This is a genomic window from Nonomuraea harbinensis, from assembly GCF_019396385.1.
Lineage (GTDB): Bacteria > Actinomycetota > Actinomycetes > Streptosporangiales > Streptosporangiaceae > Nonomuraea > Nonomuraea ferruginea.
This window is the reverse complement of sequence record NZ_JAHKRN010000028.1, coordinates 29,951-56,156: the sequence shown is the minus strand read 5'-3', so window position 1 is coordinate 56,156 and position 26,206 is coordinate 29,951. Positions and strand designations below refer to the sequence as shown.

Genomic DNA, 26,206 nt, shown 5'->3' with positions numbered 1-26,206 from the left:
CGGTTAGTTCTCGCTACCGGTCGCCTCGGTCCAGAGATCGAGCTCTGCCCGATCGGCCTGCACCTTGCGCCAGATCAGCAACCCCCCAAGGGCGACCAGCGCCAGAACAAGCAGCTTCTTCACTGTGTGACCCCACTTCTTCGACGGTCTCGCCCGCTGGGCAAGACCCAACGGATGCTTTGCAGCCTAGCAAGGGATGGCGGCGGTCCCCGTGTTTGCGCGGACCAGATGTCGGATTGTTCAAGGAACACGCGGCGCCGAGGATTGACATACCCCCTAGCCGTATATATCGTCCTCCGCATACCCCCTCCAGGTATGCACAGCCAGGGTCACGACATACCCTAGGGGGGTACGGTGTTAGACTCGATACAAGGCATCACGTACGAGCATATGAAGGAGCATGCGATGAGCACCGCCACCTACACCGTCAAGGGCATGACCTGCGGCCACTGCGTGAGTTCCGTCAAGGAGGAGGTCGGCGAGGTGGCCGGCGTGACCTCCGTCGACGTGGACCTCAAGAGCGGCCGGTTGACCGTGGTCAGCGACGGTCCTGTCAATGAGGCGGAGATCAGCGGCGCGGTCAAGGAGGCCGGCTACGAACTGGTGGGGGTGTCATGAGAACGGCAGGCCGGTTGGGCCTCTACGGCGCCGGGCTCGCGGTGGTCTTCGCCGCGGCGCTGGGCGCCGGGAGCGCGGCGGGCCAGATCGGGCCCGCCCCCGGCCCGACCGGCCGTACGGCGGAGCAGGTGAAGCAGGGAGAGACGGCCATGGACCACGGAACGGGTGAGCAGGCCGAGGACGGCAGCACCGACAGCGCGGACGGCCACGCCGACAGCGGGCATTCAGGCGCTACGGATACCCCCGGGGGGCTCCAGGTCTCCCAAGACGGCTACACCTTCACCCGCCTCGCCACCGACGACCCCGACGACTTCCGCTTCACCGTCGACGGCCCCGGCGACAAGCCGGTGACGGAGTTCGACGTCGAGCACGACAAGAAGCTGCACCTCATCGTCGCCTCCCGCGACCTGACCATCTTCCGGCACCTCCACCCGGAGATGGCCGCCGACGGCACCTGGCGCGTGAAGCTCCCCCTGGACGAGCCCGGCCCGTACCGTGCCTTCGCCGACTTCAAGCCCACCGGCGCCGACAAGCTGACGCTCGGCCTCGACCTGCAGGTGCCGGGCGACTACCGCCCGCGCGAGCTCCCGCACGCGAGCACCGAGGCGCGGACCGGTGACTACACTGTGAGCCTCGCCGGGAGCCTGGAGCCCGGCCGGTCGAGCAAGCTGACGCTCAAGGTGAGCAAGGACGGCGAGCCGGTGACCGACCTGGAGCCCTACCTCGGCGCCTACGGACACCTGGTGGCCCTCAGGGCCGGCGATCTCGCCTATCTGCACGTCCATCCTGAGGAGACCGGCAAGGCGGGCCCGGAGATCACGTTCTTCGCCGAGGTGCCCAGCACCGGTTCCTACCGCCTGTTCCTGGACTTCAAGCACGACGGCAAGGTGCGCACCGCGGCCTTCACGGCCGAGACCGGACCGCACGGCCACTGACGCCTGAGAGGAGAAGGGTGATGACATCACTCACCGACGGCCGCGGGGGCGCGGTCGAGCTCTCGATCGGCGGCATGACGTGTGCTTCCTGCGCCAACCGGATCGAGCGCAAGCTCAACAAGCTCGACGGCGTCACGGCGACGGTCAACTACGCGACCGAGAAGGCCAAGGTCACCTTCCCCGCGGACCTGGACCCGCTGGCGCTGGTCCAGGAGGTGGAGAAGGCCGGCTACACGGCCGAGCTGCCCCACGAGGGGCCCAAGGAAGAAGCGGAGAAGCCGGACAACAGCCTGCGCGACCGGCTGATCGTCGCGGTGGTGCTGAGCGTCCCGGTGGTGGCCATGGCCATGATCCCGGCGCTGCAGTTCCGCTACTGGCAGTGGCTGTCGCTGGCGCTGGCCGGGCCGGTCGTGGTGTACGCGGGCTGGCCGTTCCACAAGGCGGCCTGGACGAACCTGCGTCACGGCACCGCCACCATGGACACGCTGGTCTCGATGGGCACGCTCGCGGCCTTCGGCTGGTCGCTGTGGGCGCTGTTCTTCGGCACGGCCGGGATGCCCGGCATGATCCACCCGTTCGAGCTGACGATCCAGCGCACCGACGGCGCCGGCAACATCTACCTGGAGGCGGCGGCCGGGGTGACGGCGTTCATCCTGGCCGGGCGCTACTTCGAGTCGCGGTCCAAGCGGAAGGCCGGGGCCGCGCTGCGGGCGCTGATGGAGCTGGGCGCCAAGGACGTGGAGCTGGCCGACGGCCGCCGCGTCCCGGCCGACCAGCTCAAGGCGGGTGACCTGTTCGTGGTCAGGCCGGGCGAGAAGATCGCGACCGACGGCGTGATCGAGGAAGGCACGTCCGCCGTCGACGCCTCGATGCTGACCGGCGAGTCCGTGCCGGTCGAGGTGCGGCCGGGCGACGCGGTGACGGGCGCGACGGTGAACGCGGGCGGCCGGCTCGTCGTCCGCGCCACCCGGGTCGGCGCCGACACCCAGCTGGCGCAGATGGCCAGGCTGGTGGAGGAGGCCCAGACGGGCAAGGCCGAGGTGCAGCGGCTCGCCGACCGCATCTCGGGCGTGTTCGTACCGATCGTGATCGCGCTCGCCGTAGGCACGCTCGGGTTCTGGCTCGGTACGGGCAACGGCGCGGGCGCGGCGTTCACCGCGGCGGTGGCGGTGCTGATCATCGCCTGCCCGTGCGCGCTGGGGCTGGCGACGCCGACGGCGCTGCTGGTCGGCACCGGCAGGGGCGCGCAGCTCGGCATCCTGATCAAGGGCCCGGAGGTGCTGGAGTCCACCCGCAAGGCGGACACGATCGTGCTCGACAAGACCGGCACGGTCACCGAGGGCCGGATGACGCTCACCGAGGTCCACGTCGCCGAGGGCGAGGACGAGGCCGAGGTGCTGCGCCTGGCCGGCGCGCTGGAGCACGCATCCGAGCACCCGATCGCGCAGGCCGTGGCCAGGGCCGCCCGGTCGGACGCCACGGTCGAGGACTTCGCGAACGTCGAAGGGCTCGGCGTGCAGGGCGTCGTCGACGGGCACGCGGTGCTGGTCGGCCGGCCCAGGCTGCTGGAGGAGTGGTCGCAGCACCTCACCCCCGAGCTCGTGGAGGCTCTGGAGCAGGCGCAGGCCGCGGGCCGCACCGCGGTCGCGGTCGGCTGGGACGGCCGGGCCCGTGCCGTGCTGGTGGTGTCCGACGTGGTCAAGGCCACCAGCGCGGAGGCGGTCACGGAGCTGAAGCGGCTCGGCCTCACCCCGGTGCTGCTGACCGGCGACAACGAGAAGGTCGCCCGCGCGGTGGCGGCCGAGGTGGGCATCGACGAGGTGATCGCCGAGGTGCTGCCCGCGGACAAGGTCGAGGTGGTCAAGCGCCTTCAGGCCGAGGGCAAGGTCGTGGCGATGGTGGGCGACGGCGTCAACGACGCGGCCGCGCTCGCCCAGGCCGACCTCGGGCTGGCCATGGGCACCGGCACCGACGCGGCCATCGAGGCGTCCGACCTGACGCTGGTCCGCGGCGACCTGCGGGTGACGGCCGACGCGCTGCGCCTGTCGCGCAGGACGCTCGCCACCATCAAGGGCAACCTGTTCTGGGCGTTCGCCTACAACGTGGCCGCGCTGCCCCTGGCCGCGATGGGGCTGCTCAACCCGATGATCGCGGGAGCCGCGATGGCGTTCTCCAGCGTGTTCGTGGTGAGCAACAGCCTGCGGCTGCGCGCTTTCAAGTGAGACCGTCCGTCGGGGGCCCGGCAGTGCCGGGCCCGCGGCGGGCTTCGCGCGTCAATCGTGCCTGCGGCTCCAGAACCGGCGGGAGCGGTCTTCTGACATCTCGGGTTCGTCGGGCGGGGTGGGCTGCTGCACGATCACTACCGTCGTCTTGGCGTGACGCGCGCAGTACATGCTGGTCGAGGGCAGGAACATGCGGCTGAGCAGGCCGCGGCGGCTGCGCCCGAGCACCAGCAGGTCGCCCTCGCGGGCCAGGTCGACGAGGTGGTAGCCGGGATCGCCGACCCTGGACACCATGACCGTGTGGAGGTCCTCCGGCAGGCCTCCCGCCACGTCCTCGAACACGCCGGCGATCACCTCGCCGCAGCGTGCCTCCTCACCCGATCTGATGGCGTGCTGCACGGGCAGCGCCTCCGGGAACGGGTGCACCGGAGCCCGGCTGACATGTACGGCGACGAGAGCCATGCGGCGCAGCCGCGCGGTCCCGATCGCCCAGGCGAGCGCCCAGCGCGCGGCCGGAGTCTCGTCGACGCCCACGATGAGCCGCACGCCGCCGGGCAGGTCCTGATCCACCACGCCCCTCCCTTACCGAGGTACGTACCATAGTGCGCCTTTCGGCTAGTTACCGGGAGGTGTGAGTTTCGGACCTCTCACACCAGTGCGAGCAAGCCGGTATAGAGGGTTTCGCGTTCCGGCTCGGAAAAGGCTTCGTACGGCACCGCCGCGCGGCGGTTGGTGCCCGCCTCGATGCGTTCGCGCAGCGGGCCGGGCTCCAGTGCGACGACCTCGGCCGCGGTCAGTCCCGCCGCCTGCCAGGCCGCCGCGTGCGCGTCGGCGCGGGCGTAGCGTAGCGCCGCCAGCCGGTTGAACAGCAGCAGCCCCGCCGGTGCCCCCTCGGGTTCGTACGGGGGAGCCATCACCGCGAGCGCGTCACCCGGCTCCGCCATGGCCTTGCCGAGCACCCGTCCCGCCAGCGCGGCGAGGGTCTCGACGTCGTGGTCCCGCCAGATCCGGCCCGCCACGGCCGCGTGCGTCTCGTACAGCCCGTGCACGAGGTCCAGGCCCCGCTCCGTCAGTCGCAGCGTGCCGTCGTCGTCGGCCAGTTCGCCGCGCCGGACGTGCTCCCGGATGCTCTCCTCCCGGTCGTCCCCGTACCGGTGGACGGCGGCCAGGTCGCGTCTGGTGAGGGTGCGCAGCGGGAGCGTGAACCGCAGGTCGTTCAGCAGTCCGAGGGCGCCGGGTCTGCGTGTGGCGGCGTGCAGGTTGACGTGGACCGCGTCGATGACCGGGGCGATCGCCGCCGCGTACGCGTGCGGGTCCGTGGGCGTCAGCATCCCGCGCCATTATGCCGGTCTCGCCGGAAATCTTGGGCTGTGTCGGGAGAAGGACCGAGGGGGTGGCGTGAAATCATGTCGGCATCGTGCCGTCCAGCCTTCCGTTCCGCCTCGCCCGCACCGCGGTGTTCGCCGTGGTGTGTCTCAGTCTTGGCATGGTGGCCCACTCCCTGGCGGGCGGGAGCGTGCCGGGGCCGGCCATGGTGGCCGGGTTCTTCGTGGCCGCCGGAGGCGCGTACCCGCTGGCCGGGCGGGAGCGGGGCCCGCGGGCGATCCTGGCGCTGCTGGGCGGTCTGCAGCTCGTCCTGCACGTGATGTTCTCGCTCTCCCACGCCGTCTCCCCCGCTGCCGGGGCCGCGCACGCCGCGCACGCCTCGGCCGGGCTGGCCCCCGACCTCGGGATGTTGGTCGCCCACGGGTGGGCGGTCGGGCTGACCGCGCTCTGGCTGGCGCGCGGGGAGGCCGCGCTGTGGGGGCTGCTGCGCCGCCTGGCCACGCGGCTCGTCACCGTGCTGCTGCCGGTGCCGGCGACGCCGTTCGTCGAGCTGCCCCACGCCGAGCCGCCGGTGCTGCGCTCGGCGATCCTCCGGCATGCCGTCAGCGGGCGCGGGCCGCCCGCGGTCATCGGAATCCGCTGACCTTTTTCCGATGACCGACGCCCCGGCGACTTCCGCCGCGGGCGCAGGAAGGCATGTCCATGAACACCCGTTCCGCCCTGCTCGTCACCGCCACGGCCGTGCTCCTCGCCGGCTGCGGCGCCGCCACCCCGGCCGCCGGGCCCGCGCCCACCACCAGCGTCGAGGCCGCCGCCCCGGCCCAGGCGCTCACCATCACCGACCCCTGGGTGAAGGCGGTGAAGGAGGGGATGACCGCCGCGTTCGGCACCCTCGTCAACCACACCGACAGCCCCATCACCGTCGTCGCGGGCGCCTCGCCGCTCTCGCCGGAGATCGAGCTGCACGAGGTGGTCGAGTCCGACAACAAGATGATCATGCGGCCGAAGGACGGCGGGTTCGTCGTCCCGGCGCGTGGCAGCCACGAGCTCAAGCCCGGCGGCGACCACATCATGCTGATGGGCGTCAAGGAGGAGGTGAAGCCCGGCGCGGAGATCCCGCTCACGCTGACGCTGCAGGAAGGTCCCCCGCTGGAGTTCACCGCCGTCGGCAAGGACTTCGCGGGCGCGAAGGAGGACTACCAGCCGGGCACGGACCACTGATGGCCGAGCAGAGGATCACCCGGCGCGGGCTGTTCGCGGCCGGGGCGGCGACGGCCGTGGGCACGGCGGCGGGCACGGTGGCGGGCACGGTGGCGGGCACGGTGGCCGGCACGATGGCAGGCACGTCCGCCGGCGCCTCGCCGAGCGGCGCTGCCACGGAGGTCCCGTCCGGTACGGCCACGGAACCGTTCCACGGCGTCCACCAGGCCGGGATCGCCACGTCCCCGCAGGCGCACGCCGTGTTCGTGGCGTTCGACCTCAAGCGCGGCACCGGACGGGAGCCGATCGCCCGGCTCATGCGGTTGCTGACCGACGACGCGCGCCGGCTCACCCTGGGCCGGGGCGCGCTCGCCGACACCGAGCCCGAACTGGCCGCCTCCCCCGCCAGGCTGACGGTCACGTTCGGGTTCGGCCCCGGCCTGTTCGAGGCGGCCGGGGTGGACTCGCCGGTCCGGCAGCTGCCGGAGTTCGAGACGGACAAGCTGGAGGACCGCTGGTCCGGCGGTGACCTGCTGGTGCAGATCTGCGCCGACGACCCGCTGACCGTCGCGCACGCGCTGCGGATGGTGGTCAAGGACGCGCGGGCGTTCGCGCGGGTGCGCTGGACGCAGCGTGGCTTCCGGCGCGGCGCGCACGTCCAGCCCGCCGGCGCCACCCAGCGCAACCTGATGGGCCAGCTCGACGGCACCGTCAACCCGGCCGACCTGGACCGGGCGGTCTGGCTCGGCCAGGGCCCGCTGCGCGGCGGCACCACGCTGGTGCTGCGCCGGATCCGCATGGACCTGGAGACCTGGGACGAGCTGGACAGGACCGGCAGGGAGTTCACGATCGGCCGCCGCCTCGCCGACGGCGCGCCGCTCACCGGCCGGGCCGAGCACGACGAGCCCGACTTCGGCAGGCTGAACCGGCTCGGCTTCCCCGTCATCTCCGAGTACGCGCACATCAGGCGGGCCCGGGTGGACGATCCCGGCGCCCGCATGCTGCGGCGGCCGTACAACTACGACGACGGGCTGGCCGAGGACGGCACCCCCGACTCCGGGCTGCTGTTCGCCGCCTACCAGGCGGACGTGGACAAGCAGTTCGTCCCGGTGCAGCGGCGGCTGGCCGAAGGCGACCTGCTCAACGAGTGGATCACCGCGATCGGCTCGGCGGTGTTCGCGATCCCGCCCGGGTGCGCCCCGGACGGCTGGATCGGGGAGACGCTGCTCGCGGACGGGCCTTGACCGCGCGTCCGTAGGCGCCGGGCCCGGTCGGTCAGGAACCGCCCGGGCCCGGTCGGTCAGGGACTGGCCAGGGCTTCCGTCGGAGAGAGGCGGGCGGCGCGGATCGCCGGGTAGAGCCCGGCGACCGCGCCGATGACCAGCGTCGCGGCCAGGCCGCCCACCGTCGCCTCGGCGGGGATCACGGACGGCCACTCCTCGTAGGCGGCGTAGCCGACGGTGACGGCGGCGCCGACGCACACGCCGCCGACCCCGCCGATCGCCGACAGCAGCAGCGACTCGGCCAGGAACTGGGTGCGGATCTGGCCGCGGGTGGCGCCCAGCGAGCGGCGCAGGCCGATCTCGCCCCGCCGCTCCAGCACCGAGATGACCATGGTGTTGGCGACCCCCACCCCGCCGACGATCAGCGCCACCGCGCCGACGCCCAGCAGCAGGCCGGTGAACGCCTGGTCGGTGGCCTGCTTGGCGGCCAGCGCGTCCGACGGGCGGGAGACGTCGACCTCGTTGGGCGCCTCCGGGTTGCCGGTTCCGGCCAGCACGTCCCGTACCGCGTCCATGTGCCGCTCGTCCACCCGCGTGTAGAGCACGGTGGGGTGGCCGTCGAAGCCCAGCCGCTCCTCCGCGACCGGCCAGCCGACCAGCGCCGCGGTGTCCAGCTCCACGGCGAGCGCCACCGGCTCCAGCACGCCGACGACGGTGAACCGCCGGCCGCCGACCAGCACCTGCGTGTCGGGCCCGACCGCGCCGACGCCGAGCCGTTCTGCCGTGGCCGAGCCGAGCACCACGGCCGGGTAGGCGTGCGTGGCCGCGTTGAGCCAGGTGCCGGCGCGCAGCGTAGCCCCCACGGAGTCGAGCAGGTCGAGCCGGGCCGCGTAGGCCGAGATGCCGCCGGTCCGCGCCTCGGGGATCTCCTCCGACCGGTACACCTTGGCGTCCTGGACCTGCCCGACCGACGACACCGACAGCACCGGGCCGATGCGCTCGATCATCGCCTCGGCCTCCACCGGCATCTTGGCCTCCTCGCCGCTGAGGGTCTGCCCGGACGAGACCGTGAGCAGGTTCGTGCCCAGCGCGGACAGCTGGCGGTCCAGCTCGGCGCCGGACGAGGAGGAGATGCCGAGCACGCCGATCATCGCCGCGATGCCGATGGCGATGCCCAGCGCCGACAGGAACGCCCGCAGCGGGCGGGTGCGCAGCCCGACCGCGCCGACCCTGAGCACGTCGCGCGGCCGCAACCGGGGCGGGGTGAGATCACGGCCGGCCTGGGGCGGTCCCGGGGCCCGGCGCGGTGTCACCTCTTCCCGGCCGGCCATCAGGCCGCCCCGGCGTGGTCGGCGACGATCCGGCCGTCGCGCATCCGCACCTGGCGGGGCAGCCTGCCGGCGATCTCCGGGTCGTGCGTGATGATCAGCACCGTCGTACCGGACGCGTGCAGCTCGCGCAGCAGCTCCATCACCCCCGCCCCGGACGCCGAGTCGAGCGCGCCGGTCGGCTCGTCGGCCAGCAGCAGCGGCGGATCGCCGGCCACCGCCCTGGCGATGGCCACCCGCTGCCGCTCGCCGCCGGACAGCTCGTGCGGCTCGTGGTCCATGCGGTGGGCGAGCCCCACCCGCTCCAGCGCGGCCCGCGCGCGGCGGCGGCGCTCGGCCCTCGGCAGGCCGCTGTAGAGCAGGCCGTCGGCCACGTTCTCCAGCGCCGGCACGTTCGCGGCCAGGTGGAACTGCTGGAACACGAACCCGATCCCGGTCCCCCGCAGCGCCGACAGCCGGTTGTCCGACAGCGTCGCGACGTCGTGCCCGTCGACGCGTACCGTGCCCGACGTGGGCCGGTCGAGCGTGCCGATGGTGTTGAGCATGGTCGACTTGCCGGACCCGGACGGGCCCGCGATGGCGACCATCTCGCCGCGCCGGATCTCCAGCGACACGTCGTCCAGCGCGGTGACGCCGCCGGGGTAGACCTTGCTCACGCGGGAAAGCTCGATCATTTCGCCATCCCCACCGTCATGCCCTCGGTGAGCCCGTCGCCGGTGATCTCCACCCGGCCGCCGGAGAACAGGCCGGTCTCGACCGGGACGTAACGGGTGGCGCCGCCTTCGACGACCTCCACGCCGAACCCGCCCTCGCGCAGCGCCACCAGGGCGGCGACCGGGACGGTGAGCACGTTCTCGCGCTCCTCGGCGGTGAACCTCACGTCCACCGCCGCCTGGTCGAGGTCAGCGGCCTTCTCGCCGGTGAGCGAGACAAGCGCCTCGACCTTGGTCTGCGGCTCCTCGTTCCCCTGCCCCGGGACGATCACGGTGGCGACCTCGGTGATCTTGCCCCTGACCTCCTGGCCGCTGGGCAGCGTGACCGTCACCTTGGCGCCCTCCTTCGCCAGCCGCCGGTCCTCGGAGTCGAGCTGGACGGTGACGACCTTGGCGGTGCCGGTGTAGCCGAGCACCTTCTGGCCGGGCGCGGCGGGCCGGCCGGTCTCGGCGTCCACCGTGTCCACCCGGACCCTGCCGTCGGCGAACACCACCCGGCCCAGCTCGACCACGCCGGTCTCCGGCAGGCCGCGGTCCTCCTGCCAGGCCATGACCGCCCGCGCCGTGGCCCAGGTGTACGTGTCGTCGACGGTGAAGCCGTCGTAGCCGAGCTTGCTCAGGTTGCGTTCCAGGCTCGCCACGTCACGGCCCTCGGCGCCGACCGCCAGGTCCCGGTACGCGGGCGTGCTCCCGTACATGAGCACCACCGGATCGTCGTCCACCTTGTAGAGCGGCTCGCCGCGGGTGATCACGTCGTCGCCGCCGGGCAGCCAGGTGACGGTGCCGCGCATGCGGTTGGTCACCGAGGCGGCCGGGCCGAAGCCAAGCTCGCCGTCGGCCTCCCGCGTGTCCCGCAGGGTCTCCTCGGCGATCGTCGCGGTGGCCGGCGGCAGCGCGGCGGCGGGCCGCCTGGCCGGGGCCCTGTCGAGCACGCCGAGACCGGCGGCGGCCACCGCGCCGGCCAGCACCGTCGCGGTGGCCAGCCAGGCCGCCCGACGGCCGCGGCGGCGTCGCGGGGCCGTCTCCAGCGCTTCCCCGTCGATCGTGGTCGTGCCCATCACTTGGGCCGGTCCATCCGGCACTTCTTCTGCGCGGCCTCGAAGTCGGGGTCGTCGCCGACGTCCTTGGTGATGCGAACCCTGCCGCCCTCGGGGTCGGGGAAGTTCTCCACGCCGTTCTCGCGCATGCAGGCAGCGATCTTGAGCAGTTCGTCGTTGCTCTCGCCGTCGGCACGCCCGCCGCCGGGCGGCTGCCACTCCTTGCACGCCTCACGGGCCTGCTCCATCTTCTCCTGGGTGCCGGGGCCCATCGTCATCCGTATGCCCTCGCCCGGCTTGGGGTCGGGGACGTCGACGCCGTTCTCGCGCATGCACTGCGCCCACTTCAGGCCCCGCTCCTCGCCGTCCAGACTCGGCGCGGCGCTCGCGGTGGGATCGCCGCCCGCGGAGGCCACGCCGGGGGCCTCCGCGGCGCATCCCGTCAGCGCCAGCGCGAGCGCCGCGGTCACGCCGAGCATCCGTACTCGCATCACGTTCTCCTCGTCGGGCCGGAACCGTTCCGGCCGCCTGAGAGGAGATGGAACCGACGAGCCGGTTTCCCGGCGGTTTCCATGAGCGCTAACGGGGAGTAAACAGCCGATCCGCCACGATTCCCGGCATGCGAGTGCTGGTAGTGGAGGACGAGCGGATCCTGGCCGACGCGATAGCCGAGTGGCTGCGCGACGAGACGCACGCCGTGGACACCGCCGGCGACGGCGAGGCCGCGCTGGAACGGCTCGCGGTCAACGACTACGACGTGGTCATCCTGGACCGGGACCTGCCGCGGGTGCACGGCGACGACGTGTGCAGGGAGCTGGTGGACTCGGAGTCGACGGCGCGGGTGCTGATGCTCACCGCGGCGGGCGAGATCGGCGACCGGGTGGCCGGGCTGTCCCTGGGGGCCGACGACTACCTGGCCAAGCCGTTCGCCTTCGCCGAGCTGTCGGCCCGGGTGCAGGCACTCGGCCGGCGCGCCCGGCCGGCCCTGCCGCCGGTGCTGCGCCGCGCGGGGATCACGCTCGACCCGGCCCGGCGCGAGGTGTACCGGAACGGGCGGTACGTGCCGCTGTCGAACAAGGAGTTCGCCGTGCTCGCCGAGCTGCTGCGGGCCGGCGGCGCCGTGATCTCCTCCGAGCAGCTCCTGGAGAAGGCGTGGGACGAGAACGCGGACCCGTTCACCGGCGTGGTCCGGCTGACCGTGCTCAAGCTGCGGCGCAAGCTGGGCGACCCGCCGGTGGTGCTGACCGTGACCGGCGCGGGCTACCGCATCCCATGAGGCTGTCGCTGCGCCTGCGGCTCACGGTCGTGTACGGCGCGCTGTTCCTGCTGGCCGGCCTGGTGCTCGTCGGTGTCACGTACCTGCTGTTCAACCAGGAGCTGGTACGGATGTTCGACGAGAAGTACGGCGACCCGGGCGGGGACCGGCACAAGTTCTTCTCCCTCATCCACAACGGGGTGCCGCTCAGCCCGGAGGAGTCGTTGCGGCTGATGGCGGAGCAGGAGGCCGCCCTGCGGGCCGCCGCCACCACCTCCCTGCTGACCCAGGGGGTGATCGCGGTGGTGGTGGTCGCCTTCGTGGCGACGGCGCTGGGCTGGGTGGTGGCCGGGCGGGTGCTGGCCCCGCTGCACAAGGTGACCGCGACCGCGCGCCGCATCGCCGCCGCCCCCGACGCCGACCGCGGCCTGCGCGAGCGGATCGACCTGGACGGGCCGATCGACGAGGTCAAGGAGCTGGCCGACACCTTCGACGCCATGGTGGCGCGGCTCGACCGGTCCTTCGACGGGCAGCGCAGGTTCGTCGCCAACGCCTCGCACGAGCTGCGCACCCCGCTGACGCTCAACCGCGCCCTGGTCGAGCTGGCCATGCACCGCCGCTCCGCCTCCGCCGACGTCAAGCGGCTCGGGGAGAGCCTGCTGGAGATCAACGTCCGGCACGAGCGGCTCATCTCCGGGCTGCTGCTGCTCGCGCGGACCGAGCACGAGGTGACCGACCGGTCGCCGGTCGACCTCGCCGACGTCGTGGCGCACGTGGTCGCCCAGACCGCCCCCGAGGCGGCGCAGGAGAAGGTCACCGTGTACGAGGAAGCGTTCCCCGCCCCCACGACCGGTGACGCGCTGCTGCTCGAACGGCTGGTGACGAACCTCGTCGAGAACGGCGTCCGGCACAACCTGCGCGACGGCACCGGCTGGGTCCGGATCGCCAGCCGGACGGCCACCGGCGGGCGGGTCACGGTGACGGTCACCAACACGGGCCCTGTCGTGCCGCCGTACGACGTGCCGGAGCTGTTCAAGCCGTTCCGCCGGCTCAACGGCGAGCGCACCGTCACGGGCAAGAGCGCGGGCCTGGGCCTGTCGATCGTCCGGTCGGTGGCCCGCGCCCACGGCGGCGACGTGACGGCCCATCCCCGGGAGGGCGGCGGCCTGGTGATGACGGCCACGCTCCCCCGCGCCGTTTCGTGATCATCTTCCCGGGACCGGCGCGGCGGGTCCGTCGAGCGAGTCCCCGCGCCCGGCGGACCCCGCCGCACCCGGCCGTCCACCCCCGGACGGCCGTCCCGCGTGAGGGTGCGGGTACCGGACACGATGGCGGTCACGGCCCGCCGTTCACCAGACCACTTTCTGCCCGGTTTCTGCTCACTCGCCCCTGCCGTACGTCACGACACGCGTCCTCGCGCGTACGGCGAACCCCGGCGAGCCGATGGACAATGACGGCGCGGCAACCGATCCAGCAGGAGGGTTCCATGCCACCCGACCCGGCCCAGCGGCTGCTGGGCTACATCGACGGCGCCTGGGTGGCGTCGGCGGTCTGCGCCGCGGCCGAGCTCGGGGTGGCCGACGCGCTGGCCGGTGGCGCACGCGACGCCGATCAGCTGGCGCGGGCCGTGGGCGCCCACCCCGGCGCGCTCTACCGGCTGCTGCGGGCGCTCGCCGACCTGGGCGTGCTCCGCGAGCTCGACGGCCGCGCCTTCGAGCTGACCGAGACGGGCGAACGGCTGCGCCGCGACCACCCGGAGTCGCAGCGCGGGTTCGCCGTGATGCTCGGCTCGTCGTGGCACCGGCGGGCCTGGTCGGGTTTCGCCGACAGCGTGCGGACCGGCGAGTCGGCGTTCGAGCGCGTCTTCGGCCCGGCCTTCGACCACTTCCGCGACCATCCCGACCACGGCGAGGTGCTGAACGACGCGATGACGTCAGTGTCCGCCGCGTTCGTGTGGCCGGCGGTGCGCGGCCACGACTTCACCCGGTACGGGACCGTCGTCGACGTGGGCGGAGGCCACGGCGCGATGCTCGCGGCCATCCTGTCGGCGCATCCGGCGGGGCGCGGCGTGCTGTTCGACCTGCCGCACGTCATCGAGGGAGCGGGCGGGCCGCTCGTGGAGGCGGGCGTGGCCGACCGGTGCGAGCTGGTGGGCGGCGACTTCTTCACGTCGGTGCCGCCCGGCGGCGACGCCTACCTGCTGTCCAACGTCGTCCACGACTGGGGCGACGACGACGCCGTCCGGATCCTGTCGAGCTGCCGGCGGGCGATGAACGACGGCGGTCGCGTGCTGCTCTGCGAGGCCGTCATCCCGGACCCGCCGCGCGAGCCGACCGCCTCGACCCTGATCGACCTGGAGATGCTGGTCATCGCGGGCGGCGCCAGGCAGCGCACGGTGAGCGAGTTCGCCGGGTTGTTCGAGCGGGCCGGTCTGCGGCTGACCGGCGTCACCGGTGAGGGCTTCTTCGACGTCGTGGCGGCAACCGCTGGTTGAGCCCCGGTCCGGTTTACCCGCCGCGCCCGCGGAGCACGATCCTGGCCATGAAGGTGACATCCGGACACGACCACACCAGATGCACACCGGCCGAGCTCTTCGAGATCACGGTCCTGGACACCACGGGTGAGGCCGCACGGTGGCACACCATAGGCTGGGGCATCGGCCGCCAGGACGCCGACACCCTCGCCCAGTCCTTCGTGACCCGCCCGCTCTGCCCGTACGAGCGAGCCCAGGTCCGCTACAACGGCCGCCTGCTCGCCGAGCATCACCGCCCGGCCGGCTGACGCGTCCTGGCCAGGAGGCGCGAGCGCATCAGCCGCTCCATGAGCACGATCCCGGCGGCGCACGGCACCGCCCCGAGCACGACCACGGCCCACGGGTGGGCGGGGAACACCTGCGTCATCGTGAGGAAGGCCGCGTGGAAGCCGGCACCCGCCCACACGCTCCCGGTGATCATGCGCAGGTAGCCGAGTCCGACGCCCAGCCCGAACATCAGCCACGGCTCCCCGTTCCCCAGGGCCAGGCCGAACCCGGTGTAGAGCGCCGCCTGCCCGAGGATGACCGCCCAGCCGCGTACCCGATCGGCGAGCACGGTGATCACGTACCCGCGGAAGACCAGCTCCTCGGCGAACCCGAACAGCACCGCGGCCACCAGGGCGGTGGCGACCGGCGCGGTGGCGACCGCCGGGACCCCGCACGCCGCCGCGACGGCGAGCGCGGCGGCGGCCGGCAGCAGCCACGCGAGCGCCCCGGCCACGAGCAGCGGCAGGCCGGTCAGCCCCAGGTCGGCGAGCCGTCGCCGATCCGCCAGCCAGGCCAGCGCGGCGACGGCGGCGGTCACCCAGGTCACCGCTGCGGCGGCCCCCCAGAGCCCGGCGTCCCGGCCGAGCAGGAACGCCGCCGTCGGCACGGCGAGCGCCACGCCGATCCGCCACACGGCCCCCACGACACTGACCTTCGCCACATCGCCCTTCACCGCATCGCCCCTCACGAGGTTGCTCCGTAGCGGGCGGCGACGGTGTGGAAGGCCTGCTTGGGGGTCCATCGCTCGGGGCCGTCGCCAGGCTCGACGGCGACGAGGCCGTAGCCGGCGAGGTCCAGATCGCGACCCGGCTCGTCGGAGCGGGTGAGCACCGGCTCGCTGAACGCCCAGACGAACACTCCGTCCACACCCGCCTCCGCGAAGATGTCGAACAGCTCTTCCAGGTAGCGCGCCTGCACCGACTCGTCCCGTTTCAGCCGGGCGGGCACCCGCCCTTCACCGCCGCGCCACCGCAGCACCCCGTACGCCTGCGAGGAGTTCTCCGCCGCCCCCGGATAGGCGCAGCAGCCGAACTCGAACACGATCACCGGCTTGCCCCGCGCCACGCGCGCCCGCACGTCGCCGGCGAACCGCCAGGCGTTGGCCGCCGTCCGGTAGAGGTCCAGCCCCACCACGTCGAAGATCGACCAGTCGGGGCGCTCCCAGTCGCCCGCGCCGTAGCTGATCCGGCCCGAGAACCGCTCGCGCGCGACCCGTGCCAGTTCCCCGAGCAGCCGCCGTAAGCGCAGGTTGGCCAGCGGCAGGATCGGCGCCAGCCACGGCAGCAACATGCCGCGGACGGCGAAGTTCGGCCCCGGCATGAGCCCCGACGCCGTCAGCGTCAGCTCGCAGCCGACGTTGAGCGACACTCCTCCGTACGCCGCCCGCAGGTCCTCGGCCCGGCCCGCAGCCTCGGCGAGGTTGGCGACCACGGCGTCGGGCCGCGCCTCGAAGAGGCGGGGCTGCAGCCACACCTCCAGCCCGAGCTCGCGGGCCATCGCGCCCGCCTCGGCCAGCCGGTCGAGGTCGGTGGCCATGATGAGCACGGCGTTGGCGCCGAGGTCCTCGCGGATGGCGCGCAGGTCGCGCCGCACGTCGTCGGGGCGCCAGACGGGCCGTGACAGGAAGTCCGCCGCGTAGTCGACGCCGGCGTCGTAGCCGACGCCCTTCCAGGTGAAGTCACGCATCGGACGCCCCCAGCGCGCGCAGCACCAACCGGACCAGCTCCTTCTCGTACGCCACCAGATCGGTCTCCGGATGGCTCTGGACGCGGGTGAGCGCGCCGTCGACCGCGTGGCTCACGGTGATCGCCGCCACCCGCACGTCGGTGTCGGCGAACTCGCCCGCGTGGCGGCCCTGCTCGATGATCGACTCCAGCAGCGCGATCGCCTCGTCACCGCCTCGCAGGTAGAGCGGCACCCCGTGCTCGTCGCGGTGGGAGATGAGGATTTCGCTGGCGGCCAGCATGGGCTCGCGGTGCTCTCTCAGGTACGCGAGCTCGGCGCGGACGTAGGCGGCCAGCTTGGCGGCGGCGGTCCGCTCGGCGTCGACGGCGTCGGCGACCCGCCGGCCGGCGTCTTCGAAGACGTGCCCGACGACCTGTTCGAGCAGCTCTTCCTTGCCGTCGAAGTGGTACGAGAGCACGCTCTTGGACGTGCCCGCCCGGCGGGCTATCTCGGCGAGCGAGGCGCGCGCGTAGCCGATCTCGTTGACGGTGCGGATGGCGGCCTCGATGATCTGGGCCCGCCGCGCGGCCTCGGTGAACGAACCACTCCTGGGTTTCTTCGTCCGCATGGCCCAATAGTAGGCCGATCGGCCTGATTATGGACCGGGCGGACTGGACACATCTCCGTAGCCGATCTCCCCCGCGGGCCGCACCTCGTTGGCGAGCGTGCCGACGCTCTCGATGACGATCTCCACCCGGTCACCGGGCAGCAGCGTGAAGTCCGACCCGGGGACCATGCAGGTGCCGGTCGACAGCACCACGCCCCGGGGGTGGCGCTCGGCCCTGAACAGGTAGCTCACCAGCTCGTCGAGGCGGCGGTGGAGCTGGCCGGTGCTCGCCCGGTCGGACCAGGCGACGCGGCCGTCGCGGGTGATGGTCACGGACATGGCCAGGGCGTACGGGTCGGGCACCTCCCAGGCGGGGCGGATGCCGGGGCCGAGCGCGGTCGCTCCCGCGTACATCTTGGCCTGGGGCAGGTAGAGCGGGTTGTCGCCCTCGATGGAGCGGCTGCTGACGTCGTCGCAGACGGTGTAGCCGGCGATCTCGCCGCTCGCGGTGACCACCACGGCCAGCTCGGGCTCGGGGACGTCCCAGGTGGAGTCCTCGCGCACGCCGATCGTCTCGCCGTCGCCGCGCACCCGCCAGCCCACTGACTTGAAGAACAGCTCGGGCCGCTCGGCGTCGTAGACCCGCTGGTAGATGTCGGGTTCGGTGCTCTCCTCGACCCGGGCCTCGCGGGAGCGGCGATAGGTGACGCCGGCCGCCCACACCTCGGTGCCGGCGTCGACCGGGGCGGCGGGGGTGACCGGGTCGACCGGCTCGGCGGCGCGGGCGAGCTGGTCGCGGAAGTGGGCGAGGTCGGCGGACAGCGCGTCGCTGAGGGAGAACCCGGCGGGCAGCGCCCGGTCGCCGTCCTCGGCGCGGACCACCCAGCGGGGCGATTGAGCGGACCTGACGAGGTGCATGCGCGCCCTTCTGCCGGAATGTCGGGGAGGACCAGCCTAAGACATCCGATGAAAGTTTCAACGGGTTTCGGCAGGCAGGCGTTCTGCCGGGTTCGCCGCACTTGACGAAGCGGTGCGTACTCGCTGATCTAGTCCTGAGGGAAAGCGCTTTCCTTCTCCGATGGGAGCAGACAGTGAGATCCGTTGCCCAAGCCTGGCGGTGCCTGCTCACCGTCCTGGCCGCCCTGGTCATGGCGCTGGCAGGCGCCCTCGTCGCGCAACCGCCGCCCGCGAGCGCGGCGACGGTCGACACGAACGCCTGGTACGTCCTCGTGAACCGGCACAGCGGCAAGGCGCTCGACCTGTACGAGTTCGCCACGAACGACGGCGCCCCGATCGTCCAGTGGGCCCGCAACGACGGCAACCAGCAGCAGTGGCAGTTCGTCAGCTCCGGCGACGGCTACTACCGGCTCAAGTCCCGCCACAGCGGCAAGGTCCTGGACGTCTACGAATGGAACGCCGACGGCGGCGCCCAGATCGTCCAATGGGCCGACACCAACGGCTGGAACCAGCAGTTCCGGCTGGCCGACTCCGACGGCGGCCACGTCCGCCTGATCAACCGCCACAGCGGCAAAGCCCTCGAAGCCTGGGAGTGGTCCACCGCCGACGGCGCCCGCATCTCCCAGTGGGACGACCTGAACGGCGCCAACCAGCAGTGGCAACTCGTCAAGATGGGCAGCGGTTCCGCCGACTGCGGCGGCGGCTCGTTCAACGCCGAGGCCGTGCTCAGCGGCAGCACCTGGACGGCCAGGAACGGCGGCAGCACCCTCTACACCGGCAGCAGCATGATCGAGGCCATGCGCCGCGCCGTCGGCAGCCTCACCTCCGGCCGCACGTCCAAGCAGAAGGTGGTCGTCCGCGGCTCCGGCAGCATGAACGCCAACCAGTCGCTCGACCTGCCCAGCTACACCGTCCTCGAAGTGTGCGGCACGATCAACGTGACCGGCACGATCAGCGCCAACAACGCCGCCGTGCGCGCCCAGAACGTCACCGACGTCGAGGTCACCCGGCTCGCCGTGACCGGCAACCCGTACTTCGCGGTGTTCGTCCGCAACGGCACCAACATCACCCTCGGCCAGCTCGACCTGCGGCTCGGCTCGGCCGGGCTGGGCGTGCGCATCGACAACCACGCCAACAGGAACGTCCGCACCAGGAACGTCCGCATCGACAGCGTGTACGCCTCCGGCGGCGGCAGTCACGGCGTCGAGACGTACGGCGTCGACGGCATCACGATCGGCACCGTCACCGCGCGGAACACCGGCGAGTCCGGCCTGCTGCTCAACGACACGATCAATGCGAGCATCGGCACCGTCGACGCCGAGGGCGCGGGCACCGGCACCGGCTACGCGGCCTTCCGGATGGCCAACCGCAACGGCCGCATCGGCAGCTCGTACCCGACCAACATCCGCGTCGGCACCGTCAAGGCCCGGGGCGGCGGCCGCGGCGTCTTCTGCGTGTCGGAGAGCGGCGGCGCGGTGATCGACCGGGTGGACATCGCCCAGACCGGCAGCAACTCGATCCTCATCGAGAACTGCTACAACGTCACGATCGCCGCCCAGAGCGGCACCGTGAACGGCTCCGACATCCGCATCGCGGCCCGCTCCGAGTTCCCCGTGACCTCCGACATCACGCTGCAGAACCTGACGCTGACGAACTCGGCGATCAACGAGAACCCGTGCGGCACCAACATCGTCATCCGCAACATCAACCTGGTGAACTCCCGCATCAACCGCTGCTGACCGGAACAGACCGTGATCCGGCCGGGCCCGCCCGGCCGGATCACTCGGACGGCGACGCGCACTCGGCCGCCGTCGCGGTGGGCCGGCAGACCCACGTCGCCTGGATCGGCCGGCCCGACTCGACGGTCATGAGCCACACCTCCCGGCCCTGGGCGTCGTGGTCGGTGGCGTGCTCGGAGAAGGAAACCTTGCCGGTCGCGCCGTCGAACGCCTGACCGCGCAGGTTGTAGTGGACGCCGCTGAGGATGTCGTCGGCCTCGCTCTGCGTGCGGTAGGCGCTGAACGCGATCGCCACGGCCTGGGCCGCGTCGAAGCCGAACGCGGCGTGCGCGAAGGAGACACCGACGCCGGACTCCGCTATCCACCGCCACAGGGTCTGCTGGCTCTGGTTGGTGAGCGAGGTGTCGCGGACGTCGGTCAGCGACACGAAGGACATGCTCTCCGCCAGGAACAGGTCTTTCAGATCCTGGCTGTAGAGCTCGCCGTCCTGCCGCTGCCAGACGACGGCCACCTTGGGCTTCCTGCCCACCCCCTCGGCGAGCCCGAGGGTTTCCAGCCAGTGGACCGTGGCCTTCATCTGCAAGCTGTTCACGACGGCCAGCCGGAACAGGAACGCCGACCGCCGGTCGTACGCCCCGATCCCGGCCAGTTCGCCGGCCACCGCCGTCATCTGGCCGTCCTTGAACTGCGCGCCCGGCTGTGTCGTCAGCGGGCCCAGATAGGCGATGGTGAACACCTTGTGACCGAGCGGGATCGCCGCGTTCTGCTCCTCTATCCGTCGCGCCACCGGCGCGACGAGCGGGTGCGGCGCCATCTTGCCGAGCGCGCCCAGGCCCACGCACTGCCCGTCCACCTCGCGCAGCTCGGCGCCGCAGCCCGCGGTGGCCGTCACGGTGGCCATGACGGGCACGACGAGCAGCGCCAGCACCACCGCCCAGAAGGCGAGCGGACGAGCGAGAAGCAGCCGGGCGGGGTCGTCGCTGCGCGACGCGCCGGCCTCCGTCAACCTGATCACGAGGTACGGGCTCGGCTCCGCCCGGTGGATCGCCGCCCGCCACGCGCGGTACTTGAACGCGTCCTTCTTCCGGCGCTGGGACAGCGACCGCCGCAGGGTGCCGCGGACGCCCACGGGATCCTTCGGCTCCCCGGCCGCGGTTCCCCCGCGAGCCGGTCGACGATCGTCGCGACGTCGGTCTCGTCCGCGTTGACCTCCGCGTACGGTACCCGCAGCTTGAAGCACTCCGCCGTCTCCACGGCCGTGCCGGTCGGCAGCGCGTCGCCGGTGAACACCAGGATGGGCAGCTTGCGCTCCCCGGCCAGGGGCGAGGGACAGCGCTGGGCCTCGTCGATCAGCTCGTACACGGGGATGGACGGCATGCGCGATCAAGCCTCCGGACTCGTCCCGTCGCGGCCCCCGCAGCGCTCGTCAAGAAGAGCGTACTGCCGGAACCACGATGACTTCCGCCGCCGTGCGTGGTCTTAACCGAGGTAAGGTCCGATCGCGGGAGGAACCCATGGCGAAAATGCTCTACTCGGTCTCCATGTCGCTCGACGGCTTCATCGCCGGGCCGGGCGGCGACATGTCCTGGCTGGCCGAGCACCTCGGACCCAACCCGACCGTGGACGACCTGCTCCCCCAGGTCGGCTCCCTCCTCGTGGGCAACCGCTCCTTCGGCGGCGACGACCCGTACAAGGACACCGAGCACGAAGGCGAGGCGTTCGGCGGAGGGTGGAGCGGGCCCCAGTTCGTGCTCACCCACAACCCCCCGGCCGATCCGGTGCCGGGCGTCACCTTCGTCACCGACCTAGACACCGCGATCACCGCGTCGAAGGCCGCGGCGGGCGGCAAGTACGTCAACGTCATCGGCGCCGACGTGGCCCGCCAGTGCCTGGCGGCGGGCGCGCTCGACGAGGTCCTGGTCTGCGTCGCCCCGGTCATGCTCGGCGACGGCGTCCGCCTCTTCGACCACCCGGGCGGCACGAACGTCAAGCTCGAACGTCTCAGCGTGACGCAGGTCCCCCAGGCGACCAACCTCTGGTTCCGGGTCCTGTGACGAAGGGCCTCAGCGCGGGTCGAAGGGCGCGGCTCTCACGGCCAGCCCGAGCAGCATGTCGGCGGCCTTGCCGAGGAGCGCCAGGAGCAGGATCGACAGCAGCAGGATGTCCGTGCGGCCGGTGTTCTGGCTGTCGATCAGCAGGAATCCCAGGCCCATGGACGAGGCGATCAGCTCGGCCGCGACCAGGACGATCTTCGGGCCCTCCGCTATGCCGAGCCAGAGCACCAGCAGCGGCACCCACGCCAGCGACGGCACCGCGCGCAGCGCGGCGATGCTGGGGGCGAGCAGGGTGCGGACCGGCGCGTACAGTCCGACGAGCGCGCCGAGCACCAGCCCCGCCGACGCTCCCCCGGCGAAGCCCAGCAGCACGCGCTGACCGCTGATCGCGACGTGCTGCCACAGCTCGCCGCGCCGGATCAGCTCGCCCACCGCCGCGAGGACCGCCGCGGGCGGAGGCAACTGGCTCGCGGTGAACCAGCCGGCGCCGGTGGCGACCTGCCAGGCGGCGAGCGCCGCCAGCGGCACCACCAGGCCCGCGGCGAAGCTCCACGGGCGCACCCACCGGCCGGGTGTCGTCACGAGGCCCCGGCCTTCTCGGCGAACTCCGGAGCGAACAGGGAGTCGAGCGCCGTCTTCGCCTCCTGCTCGGAGCGCACCTGGCTCTCCCGTACCAGCGTCGGCAGGATGCGTTCCAGCACCGCGCGCTGGTCGGGACCCGGGACCGGGCTGATCTCGACCTCGGTCCGCTCCTTGAGCACCACGCGGGCAACCTCGGGGCGAGCTTGGCCTCCGTGGCCAGCAGCCGGACCGCGTCGTCGGGGTGCTCGACGATCCACGCGCGGGCTCTCTCGTACGCGTCGAGCACTTTCTGGACGAGGTCCGGATGCTCGGTGAGGGACTCCCCGCGGGCGTTGAGGAAGCCGTAGGAGTTGAAGGACGCGTTCCGGTAGATCAGCTTCGTGCCCGAGTCCACCTGGCTCTCCGCCACGCAGGCGGTGACCAAAGGGACGAGCAGGGCGGCGGTGAGCAGGGAACGGCGGTGGATCACGGAGTGGGCTCCTCGGCGGGGGTGGGGCGGGGCACGCCGAGCCGCTCCAGCAGGTCGGCGCGGAGGGCTGCGAGTTCGGGGGGGCGCGGTCGCGGGGCCGGCGGTGGGGGACGTCGAGCACGGTCGCGATCGTGGCGCCCGGGCGCTCCGGTTCGGCGCCGAGCAGGACCACCCGGTCGGCCAGGTGCAACGCCTCGTCCACGTCGTGGGTGACGAGCAGGACGGTGGTTCCGGCGCCGCGCTGCACGTCGGCCAGGAGGTCCTGCATGCGCAGCCGGGTGAGGGCGTCCAGCGCGGCGAACGGCTCGTCGAGCAGCAGCACGCCGGGCTCCCTGGCCAGCGCCCTGGCGAGGGCCGCGCGCTGGGCCATGCCGCCGGACACCTGGCGGGGCCGGTGCTGGGGGAAGCCGTCGAGGCCGACGACGTCGAGCCAGTGCCGTACGATGCGCGCGCCGCTCTCCCTGCCGACGCCTCTGGGCAGGCCGAGGGCGACGTTGCCGGCGAGGTCGCGCCAGGGCAGCAGCCGGGGCTCCTGGAAGACCACCGCGCATCGGGCGTCAACCCCGCGGACCGGACGTCCGTCGACCGTGATCTCGCCGTCCGCGGGCGCCTCCAGCCCGGCCACGAGGCGGAGCAGGGTGGACTTGCCGCAGCCCGAAGGCCCCAGGATGGCGACGATCTCGCCGGGGAGGATGTCGAGCTCCAGGTCGCGCAGCACGGTGTGGCCGTTGCCGTAGGTGTGGCCTACCCCGCGCAACCCGACTCCCGCCGCGGCCCCCGCCCTGGCGGGGAACGTGGCCTGGCCGGTCGTCATACGCCTCTCCCATGCTCTCGGTCCTCGGTGCCTGGGTGGGACTTTCGTCGGCGAGGCGCCGAAAGCTCATGATGACACTGCGTAGCGGGTGGCGACCGCGGTGGCGCGGGCGCGCAGGGAGTCGCGCAACCACTGCGGGGCCAGGGCTTCAGCGTTCGTGCTGAGCTGCCACAGCGCCCATTCGGCGTGTCTCCGGTCCTGGAAGGTCACCTCCAGTCGCAGCCGGCCGTCCGGGTCGGTTTCCTCGGCGAGGACGGCCAGCGCGGTGCCCACCAGGTCCTCTCGACGCGCAGGGTCAAGTCGTACCACCACGGTGACCTGGTCGCCGCCGGCCCGGAACCGCGTGCTCCGTTCCTGCCAGGCCAGGTCCAGATCGACCCGGTCCGGTCGCTGTGCGGGTTCGGCGAGTTCCTGGGCGGCCAGGATGCGGGACAGGCGGTAGGTGCGGTCCGCGCCGGACCTCGTGGCCAGCAGGTAGCCCCGATCTCGTACGGTGACCAGGCCGATCGGGTCCACCGTGCGCCACTCCGGCGCCTGGTCCGCGGCCGCGTAGTGGATGCGCACTTTGTGCCCGGCGAACACCGCGCGCAGGACCTCGGCCGCGACGGCGTCGGGCACCTCCTCGGCGACCAGCCGGCGTGAGAGGAGGTCGGTCTCCGGGTCGATGAGCAACCGCTCGGCCGCTCCGGCCGCGGTGTCCCGATAGCTCTCGGGCAGCGCGTCGACCACCTTGAGCATCGCCGAGGCGAGCGCCGACCCGAGCCCGAACGCCTGCGCGCCGCGCCGCGACCCGGCGACCAGCAGGGCGAGGGCCTCGTCGGGGTTCAGCCCGGTGAGCTCGGTCCGGAAACCGGGCAACAACGCGAACCCGCCGTGCCGGCCGCGTTCGGCGTACACCGGGACGCCGGCCGCGGACAGCGCCTCGATGTCGCGCAGCACGGTCCGGGTGGACACCTCCAGCTCACGCGCCAGCGCGGTCGCGGACAGCCTGCCGTGCTGCCGCAGCAGCAGCACCAGCGAGACCAGCCGGTCGGCACGCATACGAAAAACGCTACCGGAATACATGACAGGGGATGTCGTGGTTTGTTTGCGAGGCTCATCGACGCGACCGGAAAGACGGTGGCAACCCATTCGAACGGAGCTGATGTGGCAATGGAACGAACGGCGGTCAACCCGTGGGCGTGGTCGACGGAGCTGGGCTACAACCAGGGCGAGGTCGTCTCCGGACACACCCGGACCCTGTACTGCTCAGGACAGACCGCGATGAGCGGCGAGGGCAAGCCGCAGCACGCCGATGACATGGCGGCGCAGCTGGCGCTGAGCCTCGACAACCTGGAGGCGGTGCTCGGCGAGGCCGGCATGTCCCTGGCGAACCTCGTCAGGCTCAACGTCTACACCACCGACGTCGACCGCCTCTTCGAGCACTACGGCGTGCTGGCCTCACGGTTGGGCGCCGCCGGGGTGGCGCCGTCCACCACGATGCTCGGGGTGACACGTCTGGCGATCCCCACCCTGATGGTCGAACTTGAGGGAACCGCCGTAGCGTGACGCGCCCCCGCCGCCTCCGGCAGGGCTGCCGGAGGCGGCACGCATCGTCTTCTTCACAGAACCCGAGGTAACCACGCATGCGCGAGGTCGGCCCGATCTTCCCGTCTGCTCTCAGGGCAGCTCTTCGGGGAGTGAGGTGGGGGCCGTTGCCGTGCCTATTACTGTCAAAGGCCCGTCCGGATCATCCGGCGGGCCTTCTAACTGGGTGGGGCTACCAGGACTTGAACCTGGGACCTCTTCCTTATCAGGGAAGCGCTCTAACCGTCTGAGCTATAGCCCCGCAACACATGGAACCGTATCGCATCCGCCGCGCGGAGGCGAACCGGTTCGGCTGAGGAAAAGCTTACCGCCTCCCGCACGCTGCTCGCGCCGCCGCGAGGGCGGCGCGAGCGTGCGTGGGACGGGACTACTCGGCCTCGCTGAAGGTCACCTCGACGCCGCCCACGAGGTCGCTGGAGACGTTGTAGATGACCGCGCCGAGGGTGGCGAGCGCGGTGATGAGAACGACGTTCACGGCGCCGATGAGAGCCGTGTAGCCCAGGATGCGCACCGGCTCGAACCAGGAGGCGATGTCGATCTGGAGCGACCCTTCACCCTGCTCGCCCTGGCTGAGCTGGTTGACCAGGTCGACGATCGAGTCGAACACGCCCAGGGCCGACAGCACCCCGTACAGGACGGCGACCGCGACGAAGAGCACCACGAAGCAGACCAGGGACACCACGAAGCTGAACTTCATGGCCGACCACGGCTCGATGCGGCGCAGCACCAGGTGGGCCTTGCGGGGGAGGCGCGAGCCTCCGCCGCCGGACGACTTCTTCTTCTTGCCGGGGAGCTCGACGGCCGGCGGGGGAGCCTCTGTCGCGAGTGACGGGCGCGAGCGCGCGGTGTCGTTGCCGTCGCGCTCCGACGGGGCCGGGGCCCGCGGGGGAGCTGACGGGGCGGGGCCCGACTGGGGTCGGGGCTGCTGTCCGTCCGGCTTGAGTGCCGGCTTCGTCGGGTTGCCTTCCTCCTCCTGTGCCTGGCGAGGCTCCTTGTCAGGGGCCTTGCCAGGCTGCTGCTGGCCGTTGTCCCGAGCCGCCTGGGTCCTGGCGGCGCCACCCTGGGCGCTCATCTA

29 protein-coding genes and 1 tRNA gene are annotated in these 26,206 nt (G+C 72.4%); 13 read left to right on the top strand and 17 right to left on the bottom strand.

Features of this window, described 5'->3' with window-relative positions:
* Positions 1–3: 3 nt before the first annotated feature.
* Positions 4–123, bottom strand: a complete 120-nt coding sequence (locus KME79_RS26485) for a DLW-39 family protein (protein WP_013130296.1) — start codon at positions 121–123, stop codon at positions 4–6.
* 282 nt (positions 124–405) lie between these two features.
* Here KME79_RS26485 and KME79_RS26480 point away from each other — a divergent pair, with 282 nt between their 5' ends.
* The 3 genes from KME79_RS26480 to KME79_RS26470 are packed head-to-tail and all read left to right on the top strand — an operon-like array spanning position 406 to position 3,775.
* Positions 406–618, top strand: a complete 213-nt coding sequence (locus KME79_RS26480; RefSeq protein ID WP_148035899.1) for a heavy-metal-associated domain-containing protein — start codon at positions 406–408, stop codon at positions 616–618.
* Positions 615–1,553: a DUF8832 domain-containing protein gene (locus KME79_RS26475; protein ID WP_219546799.1), complete on the top strand. Its 939-nt coding sequence runs from the start codon at positions 615–617 to the stop codon at positions 1,551–1,553. Before KME79_RS26480 ends, KME79_RS26475 begins: the two co-directional genes overlap by 4 nt.
* 20 nt (positions 1,554–1,573) lie before the next feature.
* Positions 1,574–3,775, top strand: a complete 2,202-nt coding sequence (locus tag KME79_RS26470) for a heavy metal translocating P-type ATPase (RefSeq protein ID WP_219546798.1) — start codon at positions 1,574–1,576, stop codon at positions 3,773–3,775.
* Between the two features lie 51 nt (positions 3,776–3,826).
* Here the strand turns inward: KME79_RS26470 and KME79_RS26465 are convergent, their stop codons facing one another.
* Complete coding sequence (locus KME79_RS26465) at positions 3,827–4,348, bottom strand: universal stress protein (protein WP_148035902.1); 522 nt, start codon at positions 4,346–4,348, stop codon at positions 3,827–3,829.
* 74 nt (positions 4,349–4,422) lie between these two features.
* On the bottom strand, positions 4,423–5,106 hold the full coding sequence (locus KME79_RS26460) for a hypothetical protein (RefSeq protein WP_219546797.1): 684 nt from the start codon (positions 5,104–5,106) through the stop codon (positions 4,423–4,425).
* Positions 5,107–5,192: 86 nt separating this feature from the next.
* Here KME79_RS26460 and KME79_RS26455 point away from each other — a divergent pair, with 86 nt between their 5' ends.
* The 3 genes from KME79_RS26455 to KME79_RS26445 are packed head-to-tail and all read left to right on the top strand — an operon-like array spanning position 5,193 to position 7,545.
* Positions 5,193–5,744, top strand: coding sequence for an MFS transporter (locus KME79_RS26455; RefSeq protein ID WP_219546796.1), 552 nt, complete (start codon positions 5,193–5,195; stop codon positions 5,742–5,744).
* Positions 5,745–5,803: 59 nt separating this feature from the next.
* Positions 5,804–6,322 carry a copper chaperone PCu(A)C gene (locus tag KME79_RS26450; RefSeq protein ID WP_219546795.1) on the top strand — a complete coding sequence of 173 codons (519 nt, stop codon included), beginning with the start codon at positions 5,804–5,806 and terminating at the stop codon, positions 6,320–6,322.
* The gene (locus KME79_RS26445) at positions 6,322–7,545 is read left to right on the top strand and encodes a Dyp-type peroxidase (protein ID WP_219546794.1); all 1,224 of its coding nucleotides are present in this window, start codon (positions 6,322–6,324) and stop codon (positions 7,543–7,545) included. The genes KME79_RS26450 and KME79_RS26445 overlap by 1 nt, the downstream gene beginning before the upstream one ends.
* 56 nt (positions 7,546–7,601) lie before the next feature.
* Here KME79_RS26445 and KME79_RS26440 read toward each other — a convergent pair whose 3' ends face one another.
* From KME79_RS26440 to KME79_RS26425, 4 genes are read right to left on the bottom strand one after another with little or no spacing between them, the layout of a single operon-like run.
* The gene (locus tag KME79_RS26440) at positions 7,602–8,855 is read right to left on the bottom strand and encodes an ABC transporter permease (RefSeq protein ID WP_219546793.1); all 1,254 of its coding nucleotides are present in this window, start codon (positions 8,853–8,855) and stop codon (positions 7,602–7,604) included.
* Positions 8,855–9,526 (bottom strand): ABC transporter ATP-binding protein, encoded by a 672-nt coding sequence (locus KME79_RS26435; protein ID WP_219546792.1) that lies wholly within the window; start codon positions 9,524–9,526, stop codon positions 8,855–8,857. The genes KME79_RS26440 and KME79_RS26435 overlap by 1 nt, the downstream gene beginning before the upstream one ends.
* Positions 9,523–10,623, bottom strand: a complete 1,101-nt coding sequence (locus KME79_RS26430) for an efflux RND transporter periplasmic adaptor subunit (RefSeq protein WP_219546791.1) — start codon at positions 10,621–10,623, stop codon at positions 9,523–9,525. The genes KME79_RS26435 and KME79_RS26430 overlap by 4 nt, the downstream gene beginning before the upstream one ends.
* Positions 10,623–11,093 carry a hypothetical protein gene (locus KME79_RS26425; RefSeq protein ID WP_219546790.1) on the bottom strand — a complete coding sequence of 157 codons (471 nt, stop codon included), beginning with the start codon at positions 11,091–11,093 and terminating at the stop codon, positions 10,623–10,625. The genes KME79_RS26430 and KME79_RS26425 overlap by 1 nt, the downstream gene beginning before the upstream one ends.
* 128 nt (positions 11,094–11,221) lie before the next feature.
* Between KME79_RS26425 and KME79_RS26420 the strand changes: the two genes are divergently transcribed.
* The 4 genes from KME79_RS26420 to KME79_RS26405 all read left to right on the top strand — a co-directional run bounded on the left by KME79_RS26420 (position 11,222) and on the right by KME79_RS26405 (position 14,638).
* On the top strand, positions 11,222–11,878 hold the full coding sequence (locus KME79_RS26420) for a response regulator transcription factor (RefSeq protein ID WP_219546789.1): 657 nt from the start codon (positions 11,222–11,224) through the stop codon (positions 11,876–11,878).
* Positions 11,875–13,062 carry a sensor histidine kinase gene (locus tag KME79_RS26415; protein ID WP_219546788.1) on the top strand — a complete coding sequence of 396 codons (1,188 nt, stop codon included), beginning with the start codon at positions 11,875–11,877 and terminating at the stop codon, positions 13,060–13,062. Before KME79_RS26420 ends, KME79_RS26415 begins: the two co-directional genes overlap by 4 nt.
* 281 nt (positions 13,063–13,343) lie before the next feature.
* Positions 13,344–14,351, top strand: coding sequence for a methyltransferase (locus tag KME79_RS26410; protein WP_219546787.1), 1,008 nt, complete (start codon positions 13,344–13,346; stop codon positions 14,349–14,351).
* A 47-nt stretch (positions 14,352–14,398) separates the two neighbouring features.
* Positions 14,399–14,638 (top strand): hypothetical protein, encoded by a 240-nt coding sequence (locus tag KME79_RS26405; RefSeq protein WP_219546786.1) that lies wholly within the window; start codon positions 14,399–14,401, stop codon positions 14,636–14,638.
* On the opposite strand, the gene KME79_RS26400 is transcribed toward KME79_RS26405, so the two are convergent.
* From KME79_RS26400 to KME79_RS26385, 4 genes are read right to left on the bottom strand one after another with little or no spacing between them, the layout of a single operon-like run.
* A complete protein-coding gene (locus KME79_RS26400; protein WP_219546785.1) occupies positions 14,620–15,318 on the bottom strand; it encodes a CPBP family intramembrane glutamic endopeptidase in 699 nt (232 codons plus the stop codon). The genes KME79_RS26405 and KME79_RS26400 overlap by 19 nt on opposite strands.
* Before the next feature lie 23 nt (positions 15,319–15,341).
* On the bottom strand, positions 15,342–16,343 hold the full coding sequence (locus tag KME79_RS26395) for a glycoside hydrolase family 113 protein (protein WP_219546784.1): 1,002 nt from the start codon (positions 16,341–16,343) through the stop codon (positions 15,342–15,344).
* The gene (locus KME79_RS26390; RefSeq protein ID WP_219546783.1) at positions 16,336–16,950 is read right to left on the bottom strand and encodes a TetR/AcrR family transcriptional regulator; all 615 of its coding nucleotides are present in this window, start codon (positions 16,948–16,950) and stop codon (positions 16,336–16,338) included. The genes KME79_RS26395 and KME79_RS26390 overlap by 8 nt, the downstream gene beginning before the upstream one ends.
* A gap of 27 nt (positions 16,951–16,977) precedes the next feature.
* A complete protein-coding gene (locus KME79_RS26385; RefSeq protein WP_219546782.1) occupies positions 16,978–17,847 on the bottom strand; it encodes a fumarylacetoacetate hydrolase family protein in 870 nt (289 codons plus the stop codon).
* A gap of 173 nt (positions 17,848–18,020) precedes the next feature.
* Between KME79_RS26385 and KME79_RS26380 the strand changes: the two genes are divergently transcribed.
* Positions 18,021–19,625, top strand: coding sequence for an RICIN domain-containing protein (locus KME79_RS26380; protein WP_372452471.1), 1,605 nt, complete (start codon positions 18,021–18,023; stop codon positions 19,623–19,625).
* A 40-nt stretch (positions 19,626–19,665) separates the two neighbouring features.
* Here the strand turns inward: KME79_RS26380 and KME79_RS26375 are convergent, their stop codons facing one another.
* Entirely contained in the window at positions 19,666–20,754 is a 1,089-nt protein-coding gene (locus tag KME79_RS26375) for a hypothetical protein (protein ID WP_219546781.1), read from the bottom strand.
* Positions 20,755–21,139: 385 nt separating this feature from the next.
* Here KME79_RS26375 and KME79_RS26370 point away from each other — a divergent pair, with 385 nt between their 5' ends.
* Positions 21,140–21,679, top strand: coding sequence for a dihydrofolate reductase family protein (locus tag KME79_RS26370; protein WP_219546780.1), 540 nt, complete (start codon positions 21,140–21,142; stop codon positions 21,677–21,679).
* Positions 21,680–21,688: 9 nt separating this feature from the next.
* Here the strand turns inward: KME79_RS26370 and KME79_RS26365 are convergent, their stop codons facing one another.
* From KME79_RS26365 to KME79_RS26355, 3 genes are all read right to left on the bottom strand, one after another.
* Positions 21,689–22,261: an ABC transporter permease gene (locus KME79_RS26365; protein ID WP_219546779.1), complete on the bottom strand. Its 573-nt coding sequence runs from the start codon at positions 22,259–22,261 to the stop codon at positions 21,689–21,691.
* A complete protein-coding gene (locus KME79_RS26360; protein ID WP_219546778.1) occupies positions 22,258–23,544 on the bottom strand; it encodes an ABC transporter ATP-binding protein in 1,287 nt (428 codons plus the stop codon). The genes KME79_RS26365 and KME79_RS26360 overlap by 4 nt, the downstream gene beginning before the upstream one ends.
* A gap of 66 nt (positions 23,545–23,610) precedes the next feature.
* On the bottom strand, positions 23,611–24,585 hold the full coding sequence (locus KME79_RS26355; RefSeq protein WP_219546777.1) for a helix-turn-helix transcriptional regulator: 975 nt from the start codon (positions 24,583–24,585) through the stop codon (positions 23,611–23,613).
* Between the two features lie 111 nt (positions 24,586–24,696).
* Between KME79_RS26355 and KME79_RS26350 the strand changes: the two genes are divergently transcribed.
* Positions 24,697–25,092 (top strand): RidA family protein, encoded by a 396-nt coding sequence (locus KME79_RS26350; RefSeq protein ID WP_148037189.1) that lies wholly within the window; start codon positions 24,697–24,699, stop codon positions 25,090–25,092.
* A gap of 206 nt (positions 25,093–25,298) precedes the next feature.
* Here KME79_RS26350 and KME79_RS26345 read toward each other — a convergent pair.
* A tRNA-Ile gene (locus tag KME79_RS26345) sits at positions 25,299–25,372 on the bottom strand.
* Between the two features lie 126 nt (positions 25,373–25,498).
* The gene (locus KME79_RS26340) at positions 25,499–26,203 is read right to left on the bottom strand and encodes a DUF3566 domain-containing protein (RefSeq protein WP_148035922.1); all 705 of its coding nucleotides are present in this window, start codon (positions 26,201–26,203) and stop codon (positions 25,499–25,501) included.
* Positions 26,204–26,206 lie beyond the last annotated feature (3 nt).